The following is a 20,770-nucleotide window of genomic DNA, read 5'->3' on the forward strand; positions in this document are numbered from 1 at the left end:
CGGCACGAGCACCCGCCGCAACCGGCGCCGCTGAGCGTCCGGGCGGCGGTGCCCGGGACCGCTCAGAGGATCATGCCGACGGGCAGCTTCTTCTCCGCCTGGAACACGTCCTCGGTGCGGCCCCGCGCCCAGTAGCCGGACAGCGAGACCTGGTCGCGCTCCAGGCCGCGGCGCCCGAACAGCTCGTCGCGCAGGGCCTTCATGGCCTCCCGCTCCCCGTGGGCGAAGACCTGCACGCCCTCGGGCGCCGCGGGCCAGCCGGCCTCCTGCACCGCCCGCACGAGCGCGGGGACGCCCTCGGCCGTGTCCCGGCGGAACACCCAGCGCACCGCCATGCCGGCCGGGGCCGTCACGGGCAGGACGTCGCGGGGCGAGTCCACCTCCAGCACCACCTCGCCGTGCGCGGACGCCGGCAGGGCCTCCAGGACGGCGAGCGCGGCGGGGATCGCGGCGTCGTCGGCGGCGATCAGGGTCCATGCCGCCTCCGCGGACGGCGTCCACCGGCCGCCCGGGCCGAGGGCGATGATCCGGTCCCCGGGCTCGGCGCGGGCGGCCCACGGCCCTGCCCAGCCCTCGTCGCCGTGCAGCACGAAGTCCATCCACAGCTCGGCGCGCTCCGGGATCCACCGCCGGATCGTCAGGTGGCGGGTCACGGGCTGGTGCTCGGGCGGCAGGGACTCCTTGAGCGCCCAGTAGTCCGGGTTCGGCCCCGGGGCGGGGCGCCCGGGCACCGGGTGCCCGGTGGCCGCGTGCTCGGCGGCCGGGCCGAGGAACACGAGCTTGACGTACTTCTCCGGAGGGGCGATGTCCTGGAAGCGCTCCGGCTCGTCGACGCCCAGGACGACCCGGACCATCGACGGGGAGAGCTGCTCGCACCGGCGCACCGTGAGGTTCAGCTGCGGCTTGCGGGGGCGTGCGGGAGCGGACCCGGGCGTCGTCGTCATGCGCTCCACCCTAGCGGGGCCGGGGCTCAGAGCCGCCAGTCGACGGGGTCCGTGCCCTGCTCCTCCAGGAGGTGGTTGGTGCGCGAGAACGGCCGGGAGCCGAAGAAGCCGCGGGAGGCGGACAGCGGAGAGGGGTGCGCGGACTCGACCGTGGGGTGCCCGTCCAGCCACTTGGCGGTGCTGCGGGCGTCGTTGCCCCACAGGATCGCCACGAGCGGGTGGTCGCGGGCGGCGAGGACCTGGATGGCCCGCTCCGTGACCGCCTCCCAGCCCCGGCCGCGGTGGGAGGCCGGGGCGCCCGCGCGCACGGTGAGGACCCGGTTCAGGAGCATCACGCCCTGCCGCGACCACGCGGAGAGGTCCCCGTGCTCGGGCGGGTCGATGCCGAGGTCGTCCTGCAGCTCCTTGTAGATGTTCTGCAGGGAGCGCGGCACCGGGCGCACGTGCGGCTGGACGGAGAAGGACAGGCCCATGGCGTGGCCCGGGGTGGGGTAGGGGTCCTGGCCGACGACCAGCACCCGGACCTGCTCCAGCGGGTCCTGGAAGGCCCGGAAGACCGCCGACCCCTCGGGGAGGGTCCGGTGCCCGTCGGCGTGCTCCTCGCGCAGGAACCGGCCCATCTGCCGGATCTGCGGCTCCACCGGGGCCAGGGCCTCGGCCCAGTCGGGGGCCATGATCGTGTCCAGGGGCTGGGGCTCGCTCACGCTGCTCCTCGGTGGTCGGTGGTCGGTGATGGGTGGTCGGTGCTCGGTGTCTGTGACGGTGTGCCTGTGGCCGCCCGGCAGGGTCGTGGCCGGCCGGGCGGGGAGGTGCGTCCCTCGCCCGGGCACCACTCTAGGCCGGTCGCTCGGGGCCGGCGGCCTCGCGGTAGTCGACGTCCGCGTACCGGCGGCGGAGGTCGCGGCCCTCCTCCACCAGCTCCTGCTCCTTCTGCCGCAGCTTCCGCGCGGCCCGGACGTCGCGCGGGGGCAGGCGCAGGTTCTCCTCGGCGGCGATCCCCGCCTGGAGCTGGCGGGCCCGTTCCGTCTCGGCGTTGAACTCCGCCCCGGCCAGCAGCACGGTGTTCATGATCCAGATCCACAGCAGCAGCACGATCACCCCGCCGATGGCGCCGTAGGTCGCGTTGAAGTTGCCGAAGCTGGAGACGTAGTAGCTGAAGCCGGCCGTCGCGGCGGCCATCACCGCGATCGCCGTCACCGAGCCGATGCCGAGCCAGCGGAACCGGGGCTGCCGGACGTTCGGGGTCGTGGAGTAGAGCAGGACCACCATGAAGGCGAGCAGGGCCAGCATGACCGGGACCCGTGCCGCCTGCCACAGCCGCAGGGTGCTCCCGGGCAGGCCCACCAGCTCGCCCAGCCGCTCGGCGACCGGCCCGGAGAGCAGCAGGAGCAGCATCATGCCCACGGCCAGGACCACCAGGAGCAGCGTGATCCCGACCATCAGGGGGTAGAGCTTCCAGAACGGCCGGCCCTCCTCGACCTCGTAGATCCGGTTCATGGACCGGCCGAAGGCCCGGACGTAGGCCGAGGCGGTCCACAGGGCCCCGAGGAGTCCGGTGACCAGCGTCAGCCCCGCCGAGGGGGACCCGGCCAGCTCGCGGACCGGGCCCTCGACCACGGCGACGGCCTGGTCCGGCACGCCGAACTCGTGCAGCAGCCGGAGGAGGGTCTCGGCGGTCGCCTCGGCCTGGCCGACCACGCCCAGCAGGGAGACCACGGCGAGCAGGGCCGGGAAGACCGAGAGCACGGCGAAGAAGGTCATCACCGCGGCCGAGTCCGTGCACTCGTCGCGGCGGAACTCGTGCGCGGTCCGGCGCAGCACGTAGCTCCAGGACGGCTTGCTGATCTGGGTGGGCGAGGACGGCTTCTCGGCGCTGTCCGGGTCCTCCCCGGGGGCCCCCGAGGTCTCGGTTTCGACTGCCATGGGGATCCTCCGCGTGGTCGGCTGCGGGCCAGGATACCGGGGCCGCCACCGTCCCGGTGCCTCCGGTCCGGGGCGGGCGGGACCGGCGGGGGACTGGTTAGAGTGGGCGCATGAGCGCAACCGATCCCCGACCCGTCGCCGTCGTCACCGGGGCCACCGGAGGCATCGGCCGCGCGTGCGTGGCCGACCTGGCCCGGGACCACGACGTCGTGGCCCTGGGCCGCGAGCCCGCCCGTCTCGCCGAGCTGGCGGAGCTGCCCCACGTCACCGTCCGCGCCGCGGACCTCACCGACCTCGCCCGGCTGCCGGCCGCGCTGGAGGGCCTCGACCGGGTCGACGTCCTCGTGCACTCGGCGGCCCGCGCCGGCCGCACCACCGTGGCGGCGGCCTCGGTGGACGACTGGCGGGGCCAGCTCGAGCTCAACGTCGTGGCCCCGGCGGAGCTGACCCGGCTCCTGCTGCCCGCCCTGCGTGCGACCCGCGGCACGGTGGTGTTCCTCAACTCGGGCTCCGGGTTCACCGCACGCGCCGGGGACGCCGTCTACGCCGCCTCGAAGTTCGCGCTGCGCGCGCTCGCCGACTCCCTGCGCCAGGAGGTGGAGGCCGACGGCATCGTGGTCAGCTCGGTGCACCCCGGGCCCGTGGACACCCAGATGCAGCGGGACATCCAGGCCGGTCTGGGCAACGAGTACGAGCCCGAGCGCTACATCCGCCCCGAGTCCGTGGCCGCGGCGGTGCGCGCCGTCGTGGACGCCGGCGAGGACGCGCAGCTGACCACCGTCACCCTGCGGCCCCGGGCCGAGTCCCGGTGACCGGGGAGGACGCCGCCGCCGAGGACCCGGCGGCGGAGGAGCCGACCGGGGACGACCCCGCGGCGGGGGAGCATCCCGGGGCGGACGCGGCCCCGGCCGGGGCCGGCCCGGGGCTGGACGAGACCGACCGGGAGATCCTGGCGATCGAGAACCTGCAGTGGAAGTACCAGGGGGCCAAGGAGATGGAGATCCGGCGCCGCCTGGGGCTCTCCCCGACGCACTACTACCAGCGGCTCAACGTCCTCATCGACAGCCGCGCCGCCCTCGAGCACGACCCGATGCTCGTGGGCCGGCTGCGCCGGCAGCGCGGGGACCTCGGATGAGCCAGTACCCGCCCGACGAGTTCGACGACGTCCCCGAGGACGGCCCGCGCCAGGGCGCCCACCGCGGGCTGCGCCCGACCGCCCGGGTGGGCGCGGGGGAGCTGACCGCCATCGTCGTGGCCGGTCTGCTCACCCTCGGCGTGGGGGCGTACGCGTTCCTGGAGGGCGCCGCGGACCCGGCACCCGCCCCGGCCGTCTCGTCCCCGCAGCCCTGACCGGCACCGCCCCACCACCGGGGACCCGGGCACCCGCACCCGGCCCCCGCACCCCGTGCCAGACGCCCCGGAAGGAAGCACCGTGCAGATCGCAGGCAGCCGAGTCCACCTCCGTGACTGGACCGAGGAGGACCTCGCCGCGTACGAGACGTGGATCATGCCGCCCGAGGGCGGCGGCGAGCACGAGTGGCAGCGCACGGACGGGCCGTTCTACCCGAACTTCACCGCGGAGGGCGCCCAGCGCTGGCTCACCACCCTGCGCGCGCACGTGACCGCGCAGGACTGGCCGGACCCGCGCGAGACCATGGTCATCGCGGACGCCGCCACCGGCCGCTTCATCGGGCAGGTGTCCTGGTACTGGTCGGAGAAGCCCACCGAGGACCCCGGGACCGGCACGCACCTGCTGCCGCTGCGCTCCCTGGGCATCACCGTCTACTCCCCGCAGCACTGGAGCGGCGGCTACGGCACCGAGGCGATGCGGCTGTGGATCGACCACCTCTTCGCCCGCTCCGACTCCCACCGGCTCGATCTCGAGACCTGGAGCGGCAACGTGGGCATGTGCCGGGTGGCCGTGAAGCTCGGCTTCACCGAGGAGGCCCGGCTCCGCCGGGCCCGCAGGGTCGGCGGCGAGTACTACGACCGGATGATCTACGGCCTGCTGCGCGAGGAGTGGCAGGGCTGAGCGACACCGGCTCAGGGGGTTTGCACTCTCCCCGGACGAGTGCCAAGATTGCGATTAGCACTCAGTCGTGCGGACTGCTAAGGGGTCGGTCCCCGGCCCGGCCCGGGCAGCCACCGGCACAGGAGTGACACCTCAACCACCACGGTGAGGTGCCGTGCGGCGTCGGGAAGAGCCCGCCGCCGTGCGCGCCGTCCGTCGCGGGCACCGTGGAGGTCGACCGTTTGTCTACCGTCCAGGAGGGACGAAGTCACATGGCAAAGATGATTGCTTTCGACGAAGAGGCACGCCGCGGTCTCGAGCGGGGTCTGAACACCCTGGCCGACGCCGTCAAGGTCACCCTCGGCCCGCGCGGGCGCAACGTGGTCCTCGAGAAGGCCTGGGGCGCCCCCACGATCACCAACGACGGCGTGTCCATCGCCAAGGAGATCGAGCTCGAGGAGCCCTACGAGAAGATCGGCGCCGAGCTCGTCAAGGAGGTCGCCAAGAAGACCGACGACATCGCCGGCGACGGCACCACCACCGCCACCGTGCTGGCCCAGGCGCTCGTCAAGGAGGGCCTGCGCAACGTGGCCGCCGGGGCGGACCCGCTGAGCCTCAAGCGCGGCATCGAGAAGGCCGTCGCCGCGGTGACCGAGGAGCTGCTGGCCTCCGCCAAGGAGGTCGAGACCGAGGAGCAGATCGCCGCCACCGCGTCCATCTCCGCCGGCGACCCCGAGATCGGCCGCCTCATCGCCCAGGCGATGGAGAAGGTCGGCAAGGAGGGCGTGATCACGGTCGAGGAGTCCAACACCTTCGGCCTGGACCTCGAGCTCACCGAGGGCATGCGCTTCGACAAGGGCTACCTCTCCGGCTACTTCGTCACCGACGCCGACCGCCAGGAGGCCGTCCTCGAGGATCCCTACATCCTCGTGGTCAACTCCAAGATCTCCGCGGTCAAGGACCTGGTCCCCGTGCTCGAGAAGGTCATGCAGGCCGGCAAGCCGCTGCTGATCATCGCCGAGGACGTCGAGGGCGAGGCCCTGGCCCTGCTGGTGCTCAACAAGATGCGCGGCTCCATCAAGTCCGTGGCCGTCAAGGCCCCCGGCTTCGGCGACCGCCGCAAGGCCCAGCTGGCCGACATCGCCATCCTCACCGGCGGCCAGGTCATCACCGAGGAGGTCGGGCTCTCCCTGGAGACCGCCACCGTGGACCTGCTGGGCCAGGCCCGCAAGGTCGTCGTGACCAAGGACGAGACCACCATCGTCGACGGCGCCGGCACCGCCGAGGAGATCGAGGGCCGCGTGGCCCAGATCCGCGCCGAGATCAACAACTCGGACTCGGACTACGACCGCGAGAAGCTGCAGGAGCGGCTGGCCAAGCTGGCCGGCGGCGTGGCCGTGCTCAAGGCCGGTGCCGCCACCGAGGTCGAGCTCAAGGAGCGCAAGCACCGCATCGAGGACGCCGTGCGCAACGCGAAGGCGGCCGTGGAGGAGGGCATCGTCGCCGGCGGCGGCGTCGCCCTGATCCAGGCCGGCCAGAAGGCGTTCGAGAAGCTGCAGCTCACCGGCGACGAGGCCACCGGCGCGAACATCGTGAAGGTCGCCATCGACGCCCCGCTCAAGCAGATCGCCATCAACTCCGGTCTCGAGGCCGGCGTGGTCGTCGACAAGGTCCGCGGCCTGGACCTGGGCCACGGCCTCAACGCCGCCACCGGCGAGTACGAGGACCTGATGGCCGCGGGCATCAACGACCCGGTCAAGGTCACCCGCTCGGCGCTGCAGAACGCGGCGTCCATCGCCGGGCTGTTCCTCACCACCGAGGCCGTCGTGGCCGACAAGCCGGAGCCCGCGGGCGCCGGCGCCGGTGCCGACGACGGCATGGGCGGCATGGGCGGCATGATGTGATCGACGGCTGACCCGTCGAGCGTGCGAGCCACGCATCCGGCACGGGCCGGGCACCCCTTCCGGGGCGCCCGGCCCGTCGTCGTTCCCCCGCCCGCAGCGGCCGCCCGTTCCGCAGCACGCGGACTTGGTGTTCAATCGAGTCACCACGCGGGGAGGAGCGGCCATGGACTTCGCCGACTGGGACCGGGTCCCGGTTCAGCTGGCCCTGGTGGTGGCGGCGTTCGGGCTCACCGCGCTCGTGGGCCTGGAGCGGCGGCTGCGGCGCAAGAGCGCCGGGCTGCGCACCCACGCCCTCGTCGGCACGGGCTCGGCCGTGTTCACGCTGGTCTCCGCCTACGGCTTCGGGGCGCTGCCGGGCATCGACGCCGGCCCGGACCCCTCCCGCGTGGCGGCGCAGATCGTCACCGGCATCGGCTTCCTGGGGGCGGGGGTGATCTTCACCAACCGGGACGTGGTGCACGGGCTGACCACCGCCGCGAGCATCTGGCTCTCGGCGGCCATCGGCATGGCCTGCGGGGCCGGGCTGGTGCCTCTGGCGGTCGTCGCCACCGGTCTGCACCTGCTCTCCGCCGTGGCGCTGGGGCCGTTGTCCCGCCGGCTGCCGCGCATGGTGGCGCCGCAGGGACTGCGGCTGCGCTACGCGGACGGCCACGGGGTGCTGCGGGAGGTGCTGGCCGTGGTCGAGGAGCTCCAGCTCAGCGCCTCCGTGGTCTCCAGCCGCCGGATCGGCGGCCCGGGGCGGCCCGAGGTGGAGCTGCTGCTGCGGCTCGAGGGCAAGACCGACCTGCGCACGGCCGCGGTGCAGCTCTCCGGGATCGACGGCGTGCGGGACGTCGCCCAGCAGCGTCTCGAGGACGACCGCGGCGACTGAGCGCGGTCCGGGGCGCCGCCGGGGCCGTGAAAAGATGGACGCCATGACGATCACTGCTGCCGCCGACGGCTCCGCCCTGGGCAACCCCGGTCCCGCCGGGTGGGCCTGGTACATCGACGACGACACCTGGCGGGCCGGCGGCTGGCCGCACGGCACCAACAACATGGGCGAGCTCAAGGCCGTGCTCGACCTGCTCGAGTCCACGGCCCACCGCCCCGAGGAGCCCCTGCGGGTGCTGTGCGACAGCCAGTACGTCATCAACTCGATCACCAAGTGGATGCCGGGCTGGAAGAAGAAGGGCTGGAAGAAGAAGGACGGCAAGCCGGTGCTGAACGTGGAGCTCATGCGCTCCCTGGACGCCGCCATGGCCGGGCGCGACGTGCGCTTCGAGTGGGTCAAGGGCCACGCCGGCCACGAGCTCAACGAGGCCGCCGACGCCCGCGCCCGCGCGGTCGCCACCGCGTTCCAGACCGGCCGGCCGGCGCCGGAGGGCCCCGGCTTCCCGGGCGCCGGAAGCGCCCCGGCGCGGGCCGCCGGGAGCCCGCGGGGCCGCACCGCGTCCCCGGACCGCGCGGCCGCGGCGGGACGCCTCCCGGCGCCCGTGGCGCCCGAGGACCGCCACGACCCGGACCTGCTGAGCGAGCTGCTCGCCCACGAGGAGGACCTGGCCCGCGGGCGGTCGGCGGCGCAGACGGTCCAGGCCCTGGAGCGGGACCTGCTGCGCCCGGAGGTCCGCGCCGACGCCGGGCGGGTCGGCCAGCTGCTCCACGAGTCCTTCGCCGAGATCGGCACCTCGGGGACGTGGTGCTCCCGGGCCGAGGTCCTCGACCGGCTCTCCCGCGAACCGGGGCTCGGCCCGGTGGACGTGCACGTCCTCTCCGCCACCGAGCTCGGCCCTGCGGCCGTGCACCTGGTCTACCGCCTGGTCGCGGGGGACCGCCCGAGCCTGCGCAGCTCGCTGTGGGTCCGGGAGGACTCCCGCGCCGAACTCGGGCCCTGGCAGCTGCGCTTCCACCAGGGCACCGACGAGTCCTGAGCGGCCCGCTCAGACCTCCGGGGCGTCGTCGGCCCGCTCGATGCCCGGCACGCGCACGGTCATCGTCGCCCCGCCGCCGGGCGTCTCGGTCAGGCGGACCGTGCCGTCGTGCTGCTGGACGATCGCGGCCACGATGGACAGCCCCAGGCCCGTGCCGCCGGTCTCGCGGGTGCGGGAGGAGTCGGCCCGGTAGAAGCGCTCGAACACGCGCTCCGCGTCCGGCCCGTGGATGCCGGGGCCGTGGTCGCGCACCTGCAGGACCGCGTTGAAGGTCTCGTCCACCGAGCGCTCCACCCCCACCGCGATCTCGATCGGGCTGCCGTCGGGGGTGTAGCGCAGGGCGTTGGTCACCAGGTTGGCCACGACCTGGCGCAGCCGCGACTCGTCGCCGTGCACCCAGGCCGAGACGGGCCCCGCGCCCTGCAGGCCCACGACCTCGATCCGCCGGTCGGGGTCGGAGGCATGGGCGTCGCCGGCGGCGTCGAAGGCGAGGTGGAGCAGGTCCACGTCGACGTTCTCGGCGGGGCGCCGCTCGTCCAGGCGGGCCAGCATGAGCAGGTCCTCCACGAGCTGCGTCATCCGCTTGGCCTCGGACTCGATCCGGGCCATCGCGCTGCCCACGTCCTCGGGCTTCTGCAGGGCGCCGTGCCGGTAGAGCTCCGAGTACCCCCGGATGGTCACCAGCGGGGTGCGCAGCTCGTGGGAGGCGTCGGCCACGAACCGGCGCAGCTTGCCCTCGGAGCGGGTGCGGGCCTCGAAGGCGTCCTCGATGTGGCCGAGCATCGTGTTCAGGGACGCGGAGAGCTGGCCGATCTCGGTCTGCCGGTTGTACCCCTCCATGCGCTGGGAGAGGTCGCCCTCGGCGATCCGGGCGGCCGTCTGCTCCACGTGGTGCAGCGGCGCGAAGGCGCGCGTGACCAGGACCCAGCCGACGGCCATCGCCGCGAAGAGGGTCGCCACCCCGAAGCTCAGCGTCAGCAGCGTCACCGCGCTGAGCATGGCGTTGGTGTCGTCGAGCGGCTCCGCGACGGCCACCACCAGGTCCAGCCGCTGCGGCTTGGCCGTGACCACCCGCCAGGTCCGGTCCGGGGCGCCCACGGAGCCCACGGTCGCCGCCTCGAGGGGATTCTCCTCGACGTGCTCGAGGTCGATCCTCGACAGGTCCGGGCGCAGCGTGTGCACGCCGTCCGGGGTGTTGACGGCCTCGGCCACCACGGCGCCCTCGGCGTCGAGCAGATAGCCCGCGTGCGGGACCTGCACGCCCTCCTCGCCCTGCAGGTCGGCGACCAGCACCGCGGAGACCGTCCGGACGGAGTCGCGCAGCTCGCCGTCGATGCCGTTGAGCATCGAGGTGCGCAGCACCGAGATCGCCACGAAGCTGGTCACCAGGATGGACAGCGCCAGCAGCACGCCCGTCAGCACCATCAGCTGCGAGCGCAGCGACGCCGAGCGCCACCGGGAGGACAGGGTCTGCATCCCGGACCGGGTCAGTGGTGCTTGTGCGAGGACCGCAGCAGGTAGCCGACCCCGCGCTTGGTGTGGATCAGCGGCGGCAGCTCGGGGTCGTTGTCGATCTTGCGCCGCAGGTAGGAGATGTAGGACTCCACGATGGAGGCGTCCCCGTTGAAGTCGTACTCCCAGACGTGGTCGAGGATCTGCGCCTTCGACAGCACCCGGTTCGGGTTGAGCATGAGATAGCGCAGCAGCTTGAACTCGGTGGGGGACAGGTCGATCTCCCGGTCGCCGCGGAAGACCTCGTGGGCGTCGTCGTCGAGGACGAGGTCGTCCACGCGCAGCCGCGAGTCGTCCTCCTCGGCGGGCTGGGTGCGGCGCAGCACGGCCCGGATGCGGGCGACCACCTCGTCGAGGCTGAAGGGCTTGGTGACGTAGTCGTCGCCGCCCACGGTCAGCCCGGTGACCTTGTCCTCCGTCTCGTCCTTGGCGGTGAGGAAGAGGATGGGGAAGTGCCGCCCGGCCGCGCGCAGCTTGCGGGTCACGGAGAACCCGTCCATGTCCGGGAGCATGACGTCGAGCACCGCGAGGTCCGGGTCCTCGGACTCCGCCTTCGCCAGGGCGTCGCGGCCGTTGGCGGCGGTGACGACCTCGAAGCCGGCGAAGCGCAGGGACGTGGCCAGCAGCTCGAGGATGTTGGGCTCGTCGTCGACGACGAGCAGTTTCGCTTCGGGGTTCTCGTTCTTCACAGGCACCATTTTCTCGGAACACCCTGAGAGCCGTCTGAACGCAGTTCGCTGTTACCCGGGGAGTTCGCCGGAGGCGGCGAGGTCGGCCGCGTCGAGGATCCGGTAGGCGTAGCCCTGCTCGGCGAGGAACCGGCGGCGCTTGGCGGCGTAGTCGGCGTCCACGGTGTCCCGGGCCACCACCGTGTAGAAGGTGGCCGGGCGGCCGTCCCGTTTGGGCCGCAGCAGCCGCCCCAGGCGCTGGGCCTCCTCCTGGCGGGAGCCGAAGGCGCCCGAGACCTGCACCGCCACGGAGGCCTCCGGCAGGTCCACCGAGAAGTTCGCGACCTTGGACACCACCAGCACCGGTAGCTCCCCGGCGCGGAAGGCGGCGAAGAGCCGCTCCCGCCGGGCCGTGCTCGTGCTGCCCTTGAGCACGGGGGCGTCGAGCAGCGCGCCCAGCTCGTCGAGCTGGTCCAGGAACTGCCCGATCACCAGCACCGGCTCCCCGCGGTGGCGGGCCACCAGGCGGGCCGCGACGTCGAGCTTGTGCGGGGAGGAGGAGGCGAGCCGGTGCCGGTCGGCGTCCTCCGCGGAGGCGTAGGCCATCCGGTCCCCGACGGGCAGCTGCACCCGCACCTCCACGCAGTCCGCGGGGGCGATGTGCCCCTGGGCCTCGATCTCCCGCCACGGGGCGTCGTAGCGCTTCGGGCCGATGAGCGAGAACACCTCCCCCTCCCGGTGGTCCTCGCGCACCAGGGTCGCGGTCAGGCCCAGCCGGCGCCGGGCCTGCAGCTCGGCGGTCATCCGGAAGACGGGGGCGGGCAGCAGGTGCACCTCGTCGTAGACGATCAGCCCCCAGTCGTGGCCGTCGAGCAGCTCCAGGTGGGGGTGGGTCCCGCCGCGGCGGGCCGTGAGCACCTGGTAGGTGGCGATGGTGACGGGGCGGACCTCCTTGAGCGCCCCGGAGTACTCGCCGATCTCGTCCTCCGTCAGGGTGGTCCGGCGCAGCAGCTCCGCCTTCCACTGCCGGGCGGAGACGGTGTTCGTGACCAGCACGAGCGTGGTCGTCGAGCTCGCCGCCATCGCCGCGGCGCCCACCAGCGTCTTGCCCGCGCCGCACGGGAGGACGACGACGCCGCTGCCGCCGGCCCAGAAGTTCTCCACGGCCCGGCGCTGGTAGGGCCGCAGCGCCCAGGCCTCGCCGGAGACGGGGTCCGTCTCCGTCAGGGAGATGGGGTGCGGGGTGCCGTCCACGTACCCGGCCCGGTCCTCGGCCGGCCAGCCCACGGCGAGCAGCAGCTGCTTGAGCTCGCCCCGGGCGCTCGCGTGCACCACGGTGGTCTCCCCGTCGATCCGCGGGCCCAGCAGCGGGGCGATCTTCCGGTGCCGGGCGATCTCCTCCAGGACGGGGGCGTCGTGGCAGCGCAGCACGAGCCCGTGCACGGGGTCCTTCTCCAGCACGAGCCGGCCGTAGCGGGACATCGTCTCGTCGATGTCCACGAGCAGGGCATGGGGCACCGGGAAGCGGGAGCGGGTCAGCAGGACGTCCAGCACCTGTTCGGCGTCCAGGCCGGCGGCGCGGGCGTTCCACAGGCCCAGCGGGGTGATGCGGTAGGTGTGCACGTGCTCGGGGGCGCGCTCGAGCTCCGCGAAGGCGGCGAGCTCGCGGCGGGCCTCGTCGGCGTCCTCGTGGTCGATCTCGAGCAGCACGGTCCGGTCGCTCTGGACGATCAGGGGTCCCATCAGTGCTCTCCTGCAGGGTCGGTGCGGTCGGGCGGCGGCGGGACGTCGTCCGCGCCGGTGAGGCGGGCCAGCAGGTCCTCGACCTCCTCGGCCGACGGCCCCGGGTGGCGCGGGGCGGGCGCCTGCGGCAGCAGGTCCGGGCCGGCGTCGCCGGCGGACGGCGGCGGTGCCGGCCGGACGGTCTCCACCGCCGGTTCCGTGCCCGTGGCGCGGACGGCGGCGACGAGCTGCTCGAGACTGCCCCCGCGCGCCGGTCCCGCCCGGCGCCGGCCGGGACCCGGTTCGTCCCCGGTGACCACGAGCACGCCCGGGGCGGGCCGGCGCAGCCGGTGCCCCGCCAGGCGGGGGGAGCGGGCGAGGGCCTCGAGGAGGTCCTGCTCACCCGTGAGCACCCAGTCGGCGGGGGTGATCCGGACCCGGCCGTGGTCCCGGCCGGCCTCCTCGACCAGGTAGGCCAGGGCCTGCGGCACGGGTCCGCGGCTGTGCTCGGCCAGCCACGCCAGGATGCTCTCCGGGTCCCACCCGGCGTCGAGGGCCCGGTGCAGGGAGCGCTCGGTGAAGCGGTGCCGGGCCGCCGGGCCGTGGCCCTCCGCGTCCGCGAGCTCGCCGAGGGCGCGGGCCACGGGCGGGGCGAGGTAGCCGGTGGCCGTGGCGGTGAGGTCGCCCTGCAGCAGCACCGTCCGTGCGGGAGCGGGCAACCAGCCGGCCACCGCCCGGGCGGCCTCCTCGGCCCGGCCCGCGGCGACCGCACGCCCGGCCGGGGAGAGGGCGTCGGCGCCCACGAGGCCGAGCTCGGCCGCCTCGGCGAGCATGCCGGGTCCCCACCGGTCGAGGGGGCGGGCCAGGCGCGGGCGCTGCCACCGGGCGAGCGCCAGGACGTCCTCGGGGGCGTGCCCGCCCGGCGCGGCCTCGGCGAGGTCGGCATGGGCCCGCAGCAGTGCCCGGCGCACCGGCGGGGCCTCCGGGGAGTGCGTCCCGCGGGTGAGGACCCCCACGACCGTGCCGTCGGCCAGGGGCAGGCCGACCGCGGAGGGCACGACGTCGGCGGCCCACCACGAGCTGACGACGTGCAGCCACTGCTCGGGGCGCTCGGCGTCCTCGAAGGGCGCCGGCGCGGGCCGCCACGCGGAGGTGTCCGGGTCGAGCTCCACGAGCCCGGCGAGCTCGGCCAGGCCCAGGAGGCGCACGAGCTCCGGGTGCTCCAGGGCCAGGGCGGTGCGCAGGCGGCGCAGCTCGCGCACGCCGATCCCCCCGGCGCGCAGCGTGGTCAGGGGACGCTCGCGCAGCTCGGCGCGCAGCGCGGCCAGCCGGCGCAGCACCTGCTCGACGGCCGCCGCGGCGGCGTTGTCCCGCAGCCGGTCGGGCACCCGCGTGCCCGGGGGCAGGGGCGGGTCCTGCGGGGACCGGGCCCAGGGGTCGCCCCCGCGCAGGGCGAGGCCGAACTCCCGGGGCAGCTCGACGTGGCGGGAGTCCACGGGGAGCAGGACGCCGCGGGCCAGGAGCCAGTCCACGGGCCGGGCGGCGGCGGCGGCCTCCGGGTCCGGACGGCGCAGCGCGTCCGGCAGCAGGCCCACCGGGCGGGAGCGGAACCGCTCGAGCACCTCCCGCACCGGCGCGGGCCAGCGCACGATCTCCGCGGGGGACGCGGGGGACGCGGGGGCCGCCGGCTCGCCGCCGCGCAGGCGTGCCGCCCGGGCCGCCAGCACCCGGTGCGGGCGGCCCAGCCCGGCGGGGTAGCGGCCCAGGGCCTCCGCCACCCCGGGCACGAGCCGCAGCGCGTTCCCGTCCCTGTGGACCAGGGCCAGCCGGTGCAGCCGGTCCCACGGCGGGGCGGCCAGCAGCGGGCCGGCGGGACCGTCCGGGGTGCCGAGCACCACGGCCCGCTCGAGGGCGTCCAGCTCCGGCCGGGAGAGCTCGTCGAGGGCCCGGCTCAGGCCCGCCCGGGAGAGCAGTGCCTCGGCGAGCTCGGCGGTCGTCGTCGTCCCGGGGCGCACGGCGTCGGGTCGCGCGTCGAGCAGCGCGGCCAGCTCACCGGGGGAGCGGGCCGCGAGGTCCCGGAGCAGTCCGTCCGGGACCACGGGTCAGGCCCGGCGCCGGCGCAGCACGGAGCGCACCAGGGCGGCGCAGAAGAGCAGGAAGGCCACGGGCAGCACGAACCACGGGATGACCGTCAGCCCGTCCCACGGGTCCGCGCCGACGGCCTTCAGCACCAGCAACAGCCCGAGGCACACCGCGCAGACCAGGCCCAGCACGACCGCGGCGGCGCCGAGGACGTCGACCCCCGGGCGGCGGGCGGGGCGGTCCTCGGGCGTGGCGGCGCGGTCGTCGTGGGAAGGCATGGGTCCAGAATAGCGAGCCGGGGACCCCGCCGTGACCGCGTCCGCGGGCGTCCCGGCGCCTGCGGCAGGGCTAGAATGGGAGGTTCCACAGGGTGGCCCGGCAGCACGGACGGCGGGGCCGCCCTTCCACGAGGACGACGACGAGGGAGACAGCGTGCCCACCGGCAAGGTGAAGTGGTTCGATTCCAAGAAGGGCTTCGGCTTCCTGGCGACCGACGACGGCCAGGAGGTGTTCCTTCCCTCCTCGGCCCTGCCCGCGGGCGCCACCACGGTGAAGCCGGGGACGCGCATGGAGTTCGGCGTGGCCCAGGGGCGGCGCGGCGCGCAGGCGCTGTCCGCGCGCATCCTGGACCGGGCGCCGTCGATCGCCAAGAACGTCCGCAAACCGGCCGAGGAGATGGCGGTCATCACCGAGGACCTCATCAAGCTCCTGGACGAGATGTCCAACGGGCTGCACCGCGGCCGCTACCCGGACTCCGCGCACGGCCGGAAGATCGCCGCCATCCTGCGCACCGTGGCCGACAACCTGGACGTCTGAGCCGACCGGCCCGGGCCCCGGCCCGGGCGCCCCACCCAGCACTCACCCCGAGGGAGACCAGCAGTGACCGAGGAGACCGTCCAGGACGCGCCCGCCGAGGCGGCCCCCGAGCCTCCTGCCCGCCCGGCGCGACCGGCCCGCCGCCGGGCCCCCAAGCAGGACGCCCTGCTGATCGCCGACACCGCCACCGCCCGTGCCGGCGTGGAGCAGATCGCGGAGCCTCAGCAGATCGGTCCCGGGCACCGCGTGCAGGTCGAGGAGGACCGGCTGGTCGTCCACCTCTTCGAGTGCACCCTGCCCGGCTACCGCGGCTGGAACTGGTTCGCGAGCCTCGCCCGGGCCCCGCGCAGCAGGACGGTGACCGTCTGCGAGGTCGGCCTGCTGCCCGGGGAGGACGCCCTGCTGGCCCCCGAGTGGGTGCCCTGGTCCGAGCGTGTGAGCCCCGAGGAGAAGGCCCAGGAGGAGCAGGAGCGCGCCGAGGAGGAGGCCGCGGCGGCACCCGCCGACCAGGCCCCCGGGACCGCCGCCGAGGAGCCGGCCGCGGGCGGCGACGAGCCCGGGTCCGGCCCGCAGGACGGGACCGTGCCGTCGCCGGACGGCGAACGGCCCTGAGCGCCCCGCGGAGCGGCGTCGCGGCCGCGGGCGCCCCCGATCCCGCCCGGGGCATGTTCCGGTCCTTCCGCTTCCGCAACTACCGCATCTGGTTCCTGGGCGCCCTGGTGTCCAACATCGGCACGTGGATGCAGCGCACCGCCCAGTCCTGGCTGGTCTTCGACGAGCTCTCGGACCACGACGCCACCGCGATGGGCGTGGTGACCGCCCTCCAGTTCCTGCCCCAGCTCTTCCTGGCGCCTTGGGCGGGGGTGCTCGCCGACCGGCTGGACCGGCGCCGCCTGCTGCTGTGGACGCAGACCGCCATGGCCGCGCTCGCGGCGGGACTGGGCGCGGCCGTGCTGGCCGGGGTGGCGAGCCTGGGGCTCGTCTACGCCTTCGCCCTGGCCCTCGGTGTCGCGTCCACCGCGGACGCTCCCGTGCGCCAGACCTTCGTCTCCGAGATGGTCGACGACGACTACCTCTCCAACGCCGTGGCCCTGAACTCCACCTCGTTCAACGCGGCCCGGATGATCGGCCCCGCCGCCGCCGGCGTGCTCGTGGCCTCGATCGGTTCCGGGTGGGTGTTCCTGCTCAACACGCTCACCTTCGGCGCCATGCTCGCCGCGATCCTCGCCATCCGGTCCGAGGAGCTGCGCGGGATGCCGCGCTCCGGGCGGGGGCGCGGGCAGATCCGGGAGGGACTCGCCTACGTCGGCGGCCGTCCCGACATCGTGGCGGTGCTGGTGACGATCTTCCTCATCGGCACCTTCGGGCTGAACTTTGCCGTGTTCCTGGCCGCCATGGCCGGCCCCGAGTTCGGCCGCGGACCGGAGACCTTCGGGGTGCTCAACTCGGTCCTCGCGGTGGGCACGGTGGCGGGCGCCCTGCTCTCGGCCCGGCGGCGCAGCGCCCGGTTGCGCTACGTCTACGGCGGCAGCGCCGTCTTCGCGCTCAGCTGCCTCGGGGCGGCCACGGCGCCCACCCTGACGGTGTTCGCGCTGTGGCTGGTCCCGTGCGGGCTGTCCTCCCTGACGATCATGACCACCGCCAACGCCTATGTGCAGTCGACCACCTCCCCGGTGATGCGCGGCCGGGTGATGAGCCTCTACATGGCCATCTTCATGGGCGGCACCCCGGTGGGGGCGCCCGTGGTCGGGTGGATCACGGACGCCCTCGGGGCGCGGTGGGGCATGGGCGTGGCCGTGGCCGCCGGGCTCGGCGGGGCCCTGGTCGGCGCCCTGTTCTGGCTGCGGCTGCGCGCCCGGGGCCCCGCGGCCGGGGCGGCGTCCCCGGGGGCGGCTCCCTAGCGCCCGCCGTCCGCCGCGCGCAGCCGGTCGACGACGTGGTCCACGCAGGCCAGCAGCCGCGCGACGTCGTCGGGCTCGATCGAGACGAACGTGGCGATCCGCAGCTGGTTGCGCCCCAGCTTCCGGTAGGGCTCCACGTCCACCACGCCGTGGGCGCGCAGCACGGCGGCCACGGCGGCGGCGTCCACGCCCGAGTCGAAGTCCACCGTGGTGATCACCGTGGAGCGGTCCTGCGGGCGGGCCACGAAGGGGGCGGCGAAGGGGGAGGCCTCGGCCCAGGCGTAGACCAGGTCGGAGGACTCCTTCGTGCGGGCCGCCGCCCAGGCCATGCCGCCCCGGTCGTTGAGCCAGCGCAGCTGCTCGTCCAGCATCACCAGCGTGGCCAGCGCCGGGGTGTTGTAGGTCTGGTCCTTGCGAGAGTTCTCCAGGGCCGTGGTCAGCTTCAGGAAGTCGGGGACCCAGCGCCCGGAGGCGCCGATCCGTTCGATCCGCTCGATCGCGGCGGGGGAGAAGGCCCCCAGCCACAGCCCGCCGTCGGAGCCCAGGTTCTTCTGCGGGGAGAAGTAGTAGACGTCCGCCGCGGAGAGGTCCGCGGCCATTCCGCCCGCCGCCGAGGTGGCGTCGACCAGCACCAGCGCCTCGTCCGCGATGCCGGCGGGCCGGACCACGGGGGCGGCCACCCCGGTGGAGGTCTCGTTCTGGGGCCAGGCGTAGACGTCCACGCCGTCCTCCGCCCGCGGCTCCGGACGGGTGCCGGGCAGGGTCTCCACCACGGAGGAGGCCTCCAGGAACGGCGCGGCGTCCGTGGCCTGGGCGAACTTGGCGCCGAACTCGCCGAACACCAGGTGCTGGGCCTTGGCCTCGACCAGCCCGAAGACGGCGGCGTCCCAGAAGGCGGTGGCCCCGCCGAGGCCGAGCAGGACCTCGTGGCCCTCGGGCAGACGGAGGAACTGCGCCAGGCCCTCGCGCACCGAGCCCACGAGCCGCCGGACCGGGGCCTGCCGGTGGGAGGTCCCGAGCAGCCCGGCCCCGGCCCGGGCGACGGCGTCGACCTGCTCCGGGCGGACCTTGGAGGGCCCGGCGCCGAACCGGCCGTCGGCCGGGAGCAGGTGCTGGGGGATGGTGACGTGTGCGGACAACGGGTGCTCCCTCATGACGGACGTGCGGCGGGCGGCGGGCGCGGCGGTGGTGGTGCAGGGGCGTGCACGGCCGGGCCCCGGCCCATTCTGCCCCACCCGGACCCGGGCCCCGCCGCGGCCCGGTCCCCTCCGCGGCAGGGGACCGCGGACTAAGCTCGTGCGGGAAGACCGGACCGGGCGGGATCCCCGGGGACGGACGGCCGGACGAAGGATGACTGAGGCATGAGCGATCTGATCGACACCACGGAGATGTACCTGCGGACCGTGCTCGAGCTCGAGGAGGAGGGCATCACGCCCATGCGGGCGCGCATCGTCGAGCGCCTCGACCACTCCGGGCCCACCGTCTCGCAGACGGTGTCCCGGATGGAGCGCGACGGACTGCTGACGGTGGGGGCCGACCGCTCCCTGGTCCTCACCGAGCTGGGCCGCGAACGCGCGGTGCAGGTGATGCGCAAGCACCGTCTGGCGGAGCGGCTGCTGGCCGACGTCATCGGACTGGACCTGGCCCAGGTCCACGACGAGGCGTGCCGCTGGGAGCACGTGATGAGCGAGCAGGTCGAACGGCGGCTGGTGGACCTGCTGCACAGCCCCCGATACTCCCCGTACGGCACGCCGATCCCGGGCCTGGCCGCACTGGGCGTCGGGGACAGCCCCTCGGCGGCGGGGCACCCCTCCCTGCTGGAGGCCGCCCGCGCGGATCCGGAGGCGACGCACACCGTGGCGCTGCTGCCGGAGGTGGTGCAGGCCGACGCCGCGCTGCTGGGCGTGCTGAGCGACGTCGGCGTGCTCACCGGGGCCGTCGTTCGGGCCCGCGTGGAGGGCCAGCGGGTGCGGATCGAGGTCGCCGAGACCGGCCGGTCCGCGGAGATCGACCTGCGCACGGCCGGGGCCATCCGGGTCCTCGCCGTCTGAGCGCCCGTCGGGTCGTGCCCGGCCCGAGGGCAGGTCACGGGACAGGTCACGGGGCCCTGCGCGAGACCCGGCCACCCTTGTGGGGACGTTCACAAGGCACTTTCGGCCAGTTCGGCCGGACCGTGCCCCGCCGGCGGCGAATGCCCTGGTGAGCCGCGGGTTCAGGGGTGCCCGGACCCTCGCTCCACCGTGCGCCGCCGGATCGCACTGATAGTCCGGAGCGACATAATCCACAGGTTTTCGTCCGGCCCGAGATGCAATTCCGTGATCGGCCGTGATCAAAACGTGACACTTCCGTAACCGGTCATGTATTGTTCAACCCGTGCTGATCACTGGTCGGATCGGCATCCTCGTGCACATCGCCGAATTCTGCCGGTGCCCGGGGCCCATGCACAGAAACTGCTTGGCAGAAGCGGGGGAACCATTTCCGGTCCCGGTGATCCGGGGCCTTGGGGTTAAGTCGCCGGAGCGCATGCGCTCCGCGGCCGGGTGTCTCCCACCCGAATCCGACAGCTCACCTCGTAGGCAAAGGGAGGAACACACCCATGGCTATTTTCAAGCAGAGCACCGCCCGCCACCGCGCCGAGACCACCTCGAACGCCGTGCGCAACACCACGATCGCCGCCGCCGCCGGCGCCGCGATCGTCGGCTCCATCGCCCCGGCCCAGGCCTACGCCGAGATCCCCGCGGCCTCCGGTGCCGCCTACTCGGCCCCGGCTCCGGCCGCCGCCTCGCTGGCCTCCTACACCTACCAGGCCCCGGCCCCCGCCGCCTACCAGGCCCCCGTTGCCGCGCAGCCCGCCGCCCCGGCCTACCAGGCCCCGGCCCCCGCCGCGCAGCCGGCGGTCTCCACCGCGAGCGTGACCCCGCAGGCCAACGCCACGACCGAGATCACCGCGGCCGCCGGCGGCATCGTGGGCACCGCCCAGCAGGGCATCGGCTCCGGCTACGTCTACGGCGGCACCGCCTTCGGCGCCTGGGACTGCTCCGGCTTCACCCAGTGGGTCTTCGCCCAGAACGGCATCGACCTGCCCCGCACCACCTGGGCCCAGTTCGCCGCCGGCACCCCCGTGTCCAACCCGCAGCCCGGCGACCTCGTCTCCCAGAACGGTGGGGGCCACGTGGGCATCTACATCGGCGGCGGCAAGATGATCTCGGCGCTGAACCCCTCGCAGGGCACGCAGATCCACTCCGTCAACGCCATGCAGCTCGACGGCTACTACCGGATCGGCTGATCCGGCTCGTCTCCCGCGGAGACCCCAGGGTCCCCGCGGGAGGCACCCGGTCCCTCCCGGACCACCCGGACCCGCACTCCCGGGTCCCCCCCCC

21 protein-coding genes and 1 riboswitch are annotated in these 20,770 nt (G+C 74.6%); of the genes, 12 read left to right on the forward strand and 9 right to left on the reverse strand.

Annotated elements, in window-relative coordinates:
• Positions 1-62: 62 nt before the first annotated feature.
• The 3 genes from PU704_RS11295 to PU704_RS11305 form a co-directional block, all read right to left on the reverse strand.
• Positions 63-944 carry a siderophore-interacting protein gene (locus PU704_RS11295; protein WP_075871750.1) on the reverse strand — a complete coding sequence of 294 codons (882 nt, stop codon included), beginning with the start codon at positions 942-944 and terminating at the stop codon, positions 63-65.
• A gap of 26 nt (positions 945-970) precedes the next feature.
• A complete protein-coding gene (locus PU704_RS11300; RefSeq protein ID WP_075871751.1) occupies positions 971-1,648 on the reverse strand; it encodes a uracil-DNA glycosylase in 678 nt (225 codons plus the stop codon).
• Between the two features lie 130 nt (positions 1,649-1,778).
• Entirely contained in the window at positions 1,779-2,867 is a 1,089-nt protein-coding gene (locus tag PU704_RS11305) for a YihY/virulence factor BrkB family protein (RefSeq protein ID WP_075871752.1), read from the reverse strand.
• Positions 2,868-2,977: 110 nt separating this feature from the next.
• Here PU704_RS11305 and PU704_RS11310 point away from each other — a divergent pair, with 110 nt between their 5' ends.
• From PU704_RS11310 to PU704_RS11340, 7 genes are all read left to right on the forward strand, one after another.
• Complete coding sequence (locus tag PU704_RS11310) at positions 2,978-3,679, forward strand: SDR family oxidoreductase (protein ID WP_047802066.1); 702 nt, start codon at positions 2,978-2,980, stop codon at positions 3,677-3,679.
• Positions 3,676-4,002, forward strand: a complete 327-nt coding sequence (locus PU704_RS11315) for a DUF3263 domain-containing protein (RefSeq protein WP_047802065.1) — start codon at positions 3,676-3,678, stop codon at positions 4,000-4,002. Before PU704_RS11310 ends, PU704_RS11315 begins: the two co-directional genes overlap by 4 nt.
• Complete coding sequence (locus PU704_RS11320) at positions 3,999-4,217, forward strand: hypothetical protein (RefSeq protein ID WP_047802064.1); 219 nt, start codon at positions 3,999-4,001, stop codon at positions 4,215-4,217. Before PU704_RS11315 ends, PU704_RS11320 begins: the two co-directional genes overlap by 4 nt.
• A gap of 82 nt (positions 4,218-4,299) precedes the next feature.
• Positions 4,300-4,899, forward strand: coding sequence for a GNAT family N-acetyltransferase (locus tag PU704_RS11325; RefSeq protein WP_047802063.1), 600 nt, complete (start codon positions 4,300-4,302; stop codon positions 4,897-4,899).
• A gap of 251 nt (positions 4,900-5,150) precedes the next feature.
• Entirely contained in the window at positions 5,151-6,782 is a 1,632-nt protein-coding gene (groL, locus tag PU704_RS11330) for a chaperonin GroEL (protein WP_047802062.1), read from the forward strand.
• Positions 6,783-6,945: 163 nt separating this feature from the next.
• A complete protein-coding gene (locus PU704_RS11335) occupies positions 6,946-7,653 on the forward strand; it encodes an MgtC/SapB family protein (RefSeq protein WP_075871753.1) in 708 nt (235 codons plus the stop codon).
• Between the two features lie 43 nt (positions 7,654-7,696).
• Positions 7,697-8,689, forward strand: a complete 993-nt coding sequence (locus tag PU704_RS11340; protein ID WP_277551443.1) for an RNase H family protein — start codon at positions 7,697-7,699, stop codon at positions 8,687-8,689.
• 9 nt (positions 8,690-8,698) lie between these two features.
• On the opposite strand, the gene PU704_RS11345 is transcribed toward PU704_RS11340, so the two are convergent.
• From PU704_RS11345 to PU704_RS11365, 5 genes are read right to left on the reverse strand one after another with little or no spacing between them, the layout of a single operon-like run.
• Complete coding sequence (locus PU704_RS11345; protein ID WP_047802059.1) at positions 8,699-10,165, reverse strand: sensor histidine kinase; 1,467 nt, start codon at positions 10,163-10,165, stop codon at positions 8,699-8,701.
• Between the two features lie 11 nt (positions 10,166-10,176).
• On the reverse strand, positions 10,177-10,899 hold the full coding sequence (locus PU704_RS11350) for a response regulator transcription factor (protein ID WP_062736432.1): 723 nt from the start codon (positions 10,897-10,899) through the stop codon (positions 10,177-10,179).
• Positions 10,900-10,941: 42 nt separating this feature from the next.
• Complete coding sequence (locus PU704_RS11355; RefSeq protein WP_277551444.1) at positions 10,942-12,612, reverse strand: DNA repair helicase XPB; 1,671 nt, start codon at positions 12,610-12,612, stop codon at positions 10,942-10,944.
• Positions 12,612-14,690, reverse strand: a complete 2,079-nt coding sequence (locus tag PU704_RS11360; RefSeq protein WP_277551445.1) for a helicase-associated domain-containing protein — start codon at positions 14,688-14,690, stop codon at positions 12,612-12,614. Before PU704_RS11360 ends, PU704_RS11355 begins: the two co-directional genes overlap by 1 nt.
• A gap of 3 nt (positions 14,691-14,693) precedes the next feature.
• The gene (locus PU704_RS11365; RefSeq protein ID WP_075871757.1) at positions 14,694-14,951 is read right to left on the reverse strand and encodes a hypothetical protein; all 258 of its coding nucleotides are present in this window, start codon (positions 14,949-14,951) and stop codon (positions 14,694-14,696) included.
• 154 nt (positions 14,952-15,105) lie between these two features.
• On the opposite strand from PU704_RS11365, the gene PU704_RS11370 reads away from it, so the two are divergent.
• From PU704_RS11370 to PU704_RS11380, 3 genes are all read left to right on the forward strand, one after another.
• The gene (locus PU704_RS11370) at positions 15,106-15,489 is read left to right on the forward strand and encodes a cold-shock protein (RefSeq protein WP_047802053.1); all 384 of its coding nucleotides are present in this window, start codon (positions 15,106-15,108) and stop codon (positions 15,487-15,489) included.
• Between the two features lie 63 nt (positions 15,490-15,552).
• On the forward strand, positions 15,553-16,101 hold the full coding sequence (locus PU704_RS11375) for a DUF3027 domain-containing protein (protein ID WP_053004716.1): 549 nt from the start codon (positions 15,553-15,555) through the stop codon (positions 16,099-16,101).
• 53 nt (positions 16,102-16,154) lie between these two features.
• Positions 16,155-17,390 (forward strand): MFS transporter, encoded by a 1,236-nt coding sequence (locus PU704_RS11380; protein ID WP_277551446.1) that lies wholly within the window; start codon positions 16,155-16,157, stop codon positions 17,388-17,390.
• Here PU704_RS11380 and serC read toward each other — a convergent pair.
• Positions 17,387-18,544 carry a phosphoserine transaminase gene (gene serC, locus PU704_RS11385; RefSeq protein WP_380112405.1) on the reverse strand — a complete coding sequence of 386 codons (1,158 nt, stop codon included), beginning with the start codon at positions 18,542-18,544 and terminating at the stop codon, positions 17,387-17,389. The genes PU704_RS11380 and serC overlap by 4 nt on opposite strands.
• A 207-nt stretch (positions 18,545-18,751) precedes the next feature.
• Here serC and PU704_RS11390 point away from each other — a divergent pair, with 207 nt between their 5' ends.
• On the forward strand, positions 18,752-19,441 hold the full coding sequence (locus PU704_RS11390) for a metal-dependent transcriptional regulator (protein ID WP_075871758.1): 690 nt from the start codon (positions 18,752-18,754) through the stop codon (positions 19,439-19,441).
• A 350-nt stretch (positions 19,442-19,791) separates the two neighbouring features.
• Positions 19,792-19,981: riboswitch (cyclic di-AMP (ydaO/yuaA leader) on the forward strand.
• A gap of 5 nt (positions 19,982-19,986) precedes the next feature.
• Positions 19,987-20,676, forward strand: a complete 690-nt coding sequence (locus PU704_RS11395; RefSeq protein WP_277551448.1) for a C40 family peptidase — start codon at positions 19,987-19,989, stop codon at positions 20,674-20,676.
• The last annotated feature ends 94 nt before the right edge of the window (positions 20,677-20,770 follow it).

The sequence above is a fragment of the Kocuria oceani genome, assembly GCF_029524215.1.
Classification (GTDB): domain Bacteria; phylum Actinomycetota; class Actinomycetes; order Actinomycetales; family Micrococcaceae; genus Kocuria; species Kocuria oceani.

Excerpts from the sequence above, each read along its gene's own strand:
- PU704_RS11305 (WP_075871752.1), bottom strand. The coding sequence starts at position 2,867 with ATGGCAGTCGAAACCGAGACCTCGGGGGCCCCCGGGGAGGACCCGGAC.
- PU704_RS11395 (WP_277551448.1), top strand. The coding sequence starts at position 19,987 with ATGGCTATTTTCAAGCAGAGCACCGCCCGCCACCGCGCCGAGACCACC.
- PU704_RS11345 (WP_047802059.1), bottom strand. The coding sequence starts at position 10,165 with ATGCAGACCCTGTCCTCCCGGTGGCGCTCGGCGTCGCTGCGCTCGCAG.
- PU704_RS11390 (WP_075871758.1), top strand. The coding sequence starts at position 18,752 with ATGAGCGATCTGATCGACACCACGGAGATGTACCTGCGGACCGTGCTC.
- groL (WP_047802062.1), top strand. The coding sequence starts at position 5,151 with ATGGCAAAGATGATTGCTTTCGACGAAGAGGCACGCCGCGGTCTCGAG.
- PU704_RS11350 (WP_062736432.1), bottom strand. The coding sequence starts at position 10,899 with ATGGTGCCTGTGAAGAACGAGAACCCCGAAGCGAAACTGCTCGTCGTC.
- PU704_RS11310 (WP_047802066.1), top strand. The coding sequence starts at position 2,978 with ATGAGCGCAACCGATCCCCGACCCGTCGCCGTCGTCACCGGGGCCACC.
- PU704_RS11340 (WP_277551443.1), top strand. The coding sequence starts at position 7,697 with ATGACGATCACTGCTGCCGCCGACGGCTCCGCCCTGGGCAACCCCGGT.
- PU704_RS11380 (WP_277551446.1), top strand. The coding sequence starts at position 16,155 with ATGTTCCGGTCCTTCCGCTTCCGCAACTACCGCATCTGGTTCCTGGGC.
- PU704_RS11295 (WP_075871750.1), bottom strand. The coding sequence starts at position 944 with ATGACGACGACGCCCGGGTCCGCTCCCGCACGCCCCCGCAAGCCGCAG.
- PU704_RS11320 (WP_047802064.1), top strand. The coding sequence starts at position 3,999 with ATGAGCCAGTACCCGCCCGACGAGTTCGACGACGTCCCCGAGGACGGC.
- serC (WP_380112405.1), bottom strand. The coding sequence starts at position 18,544 with ATGAGGGAGCACCCGTTGTCCGCACACGTCACCATCCCCCAGCACCTG.
- PU704_RS11335 (WP_075871753.1), top strand. The coding sequence starts at position 6,946 with ATGGACTTCGCCGACTGGGACCGGGTCCCGGTTCAGCTGGCCCTGGTG.
- PU704_RS11365 (WP_075871757.1), bottom strand. The coding sequence starts at position 14,951 with ATGCCTTCCCACGACGACCGCGCCGCCACGCCCGAGGACCGCCCCGCC.
- PU704_RS11355 (WP_277551444.1), bottom strand. The coding sequence starts at position 12,612 with ATGGGACCCCTGATCGTCCAGAGCGACCGGACCGTGCTGCTCGAGATC.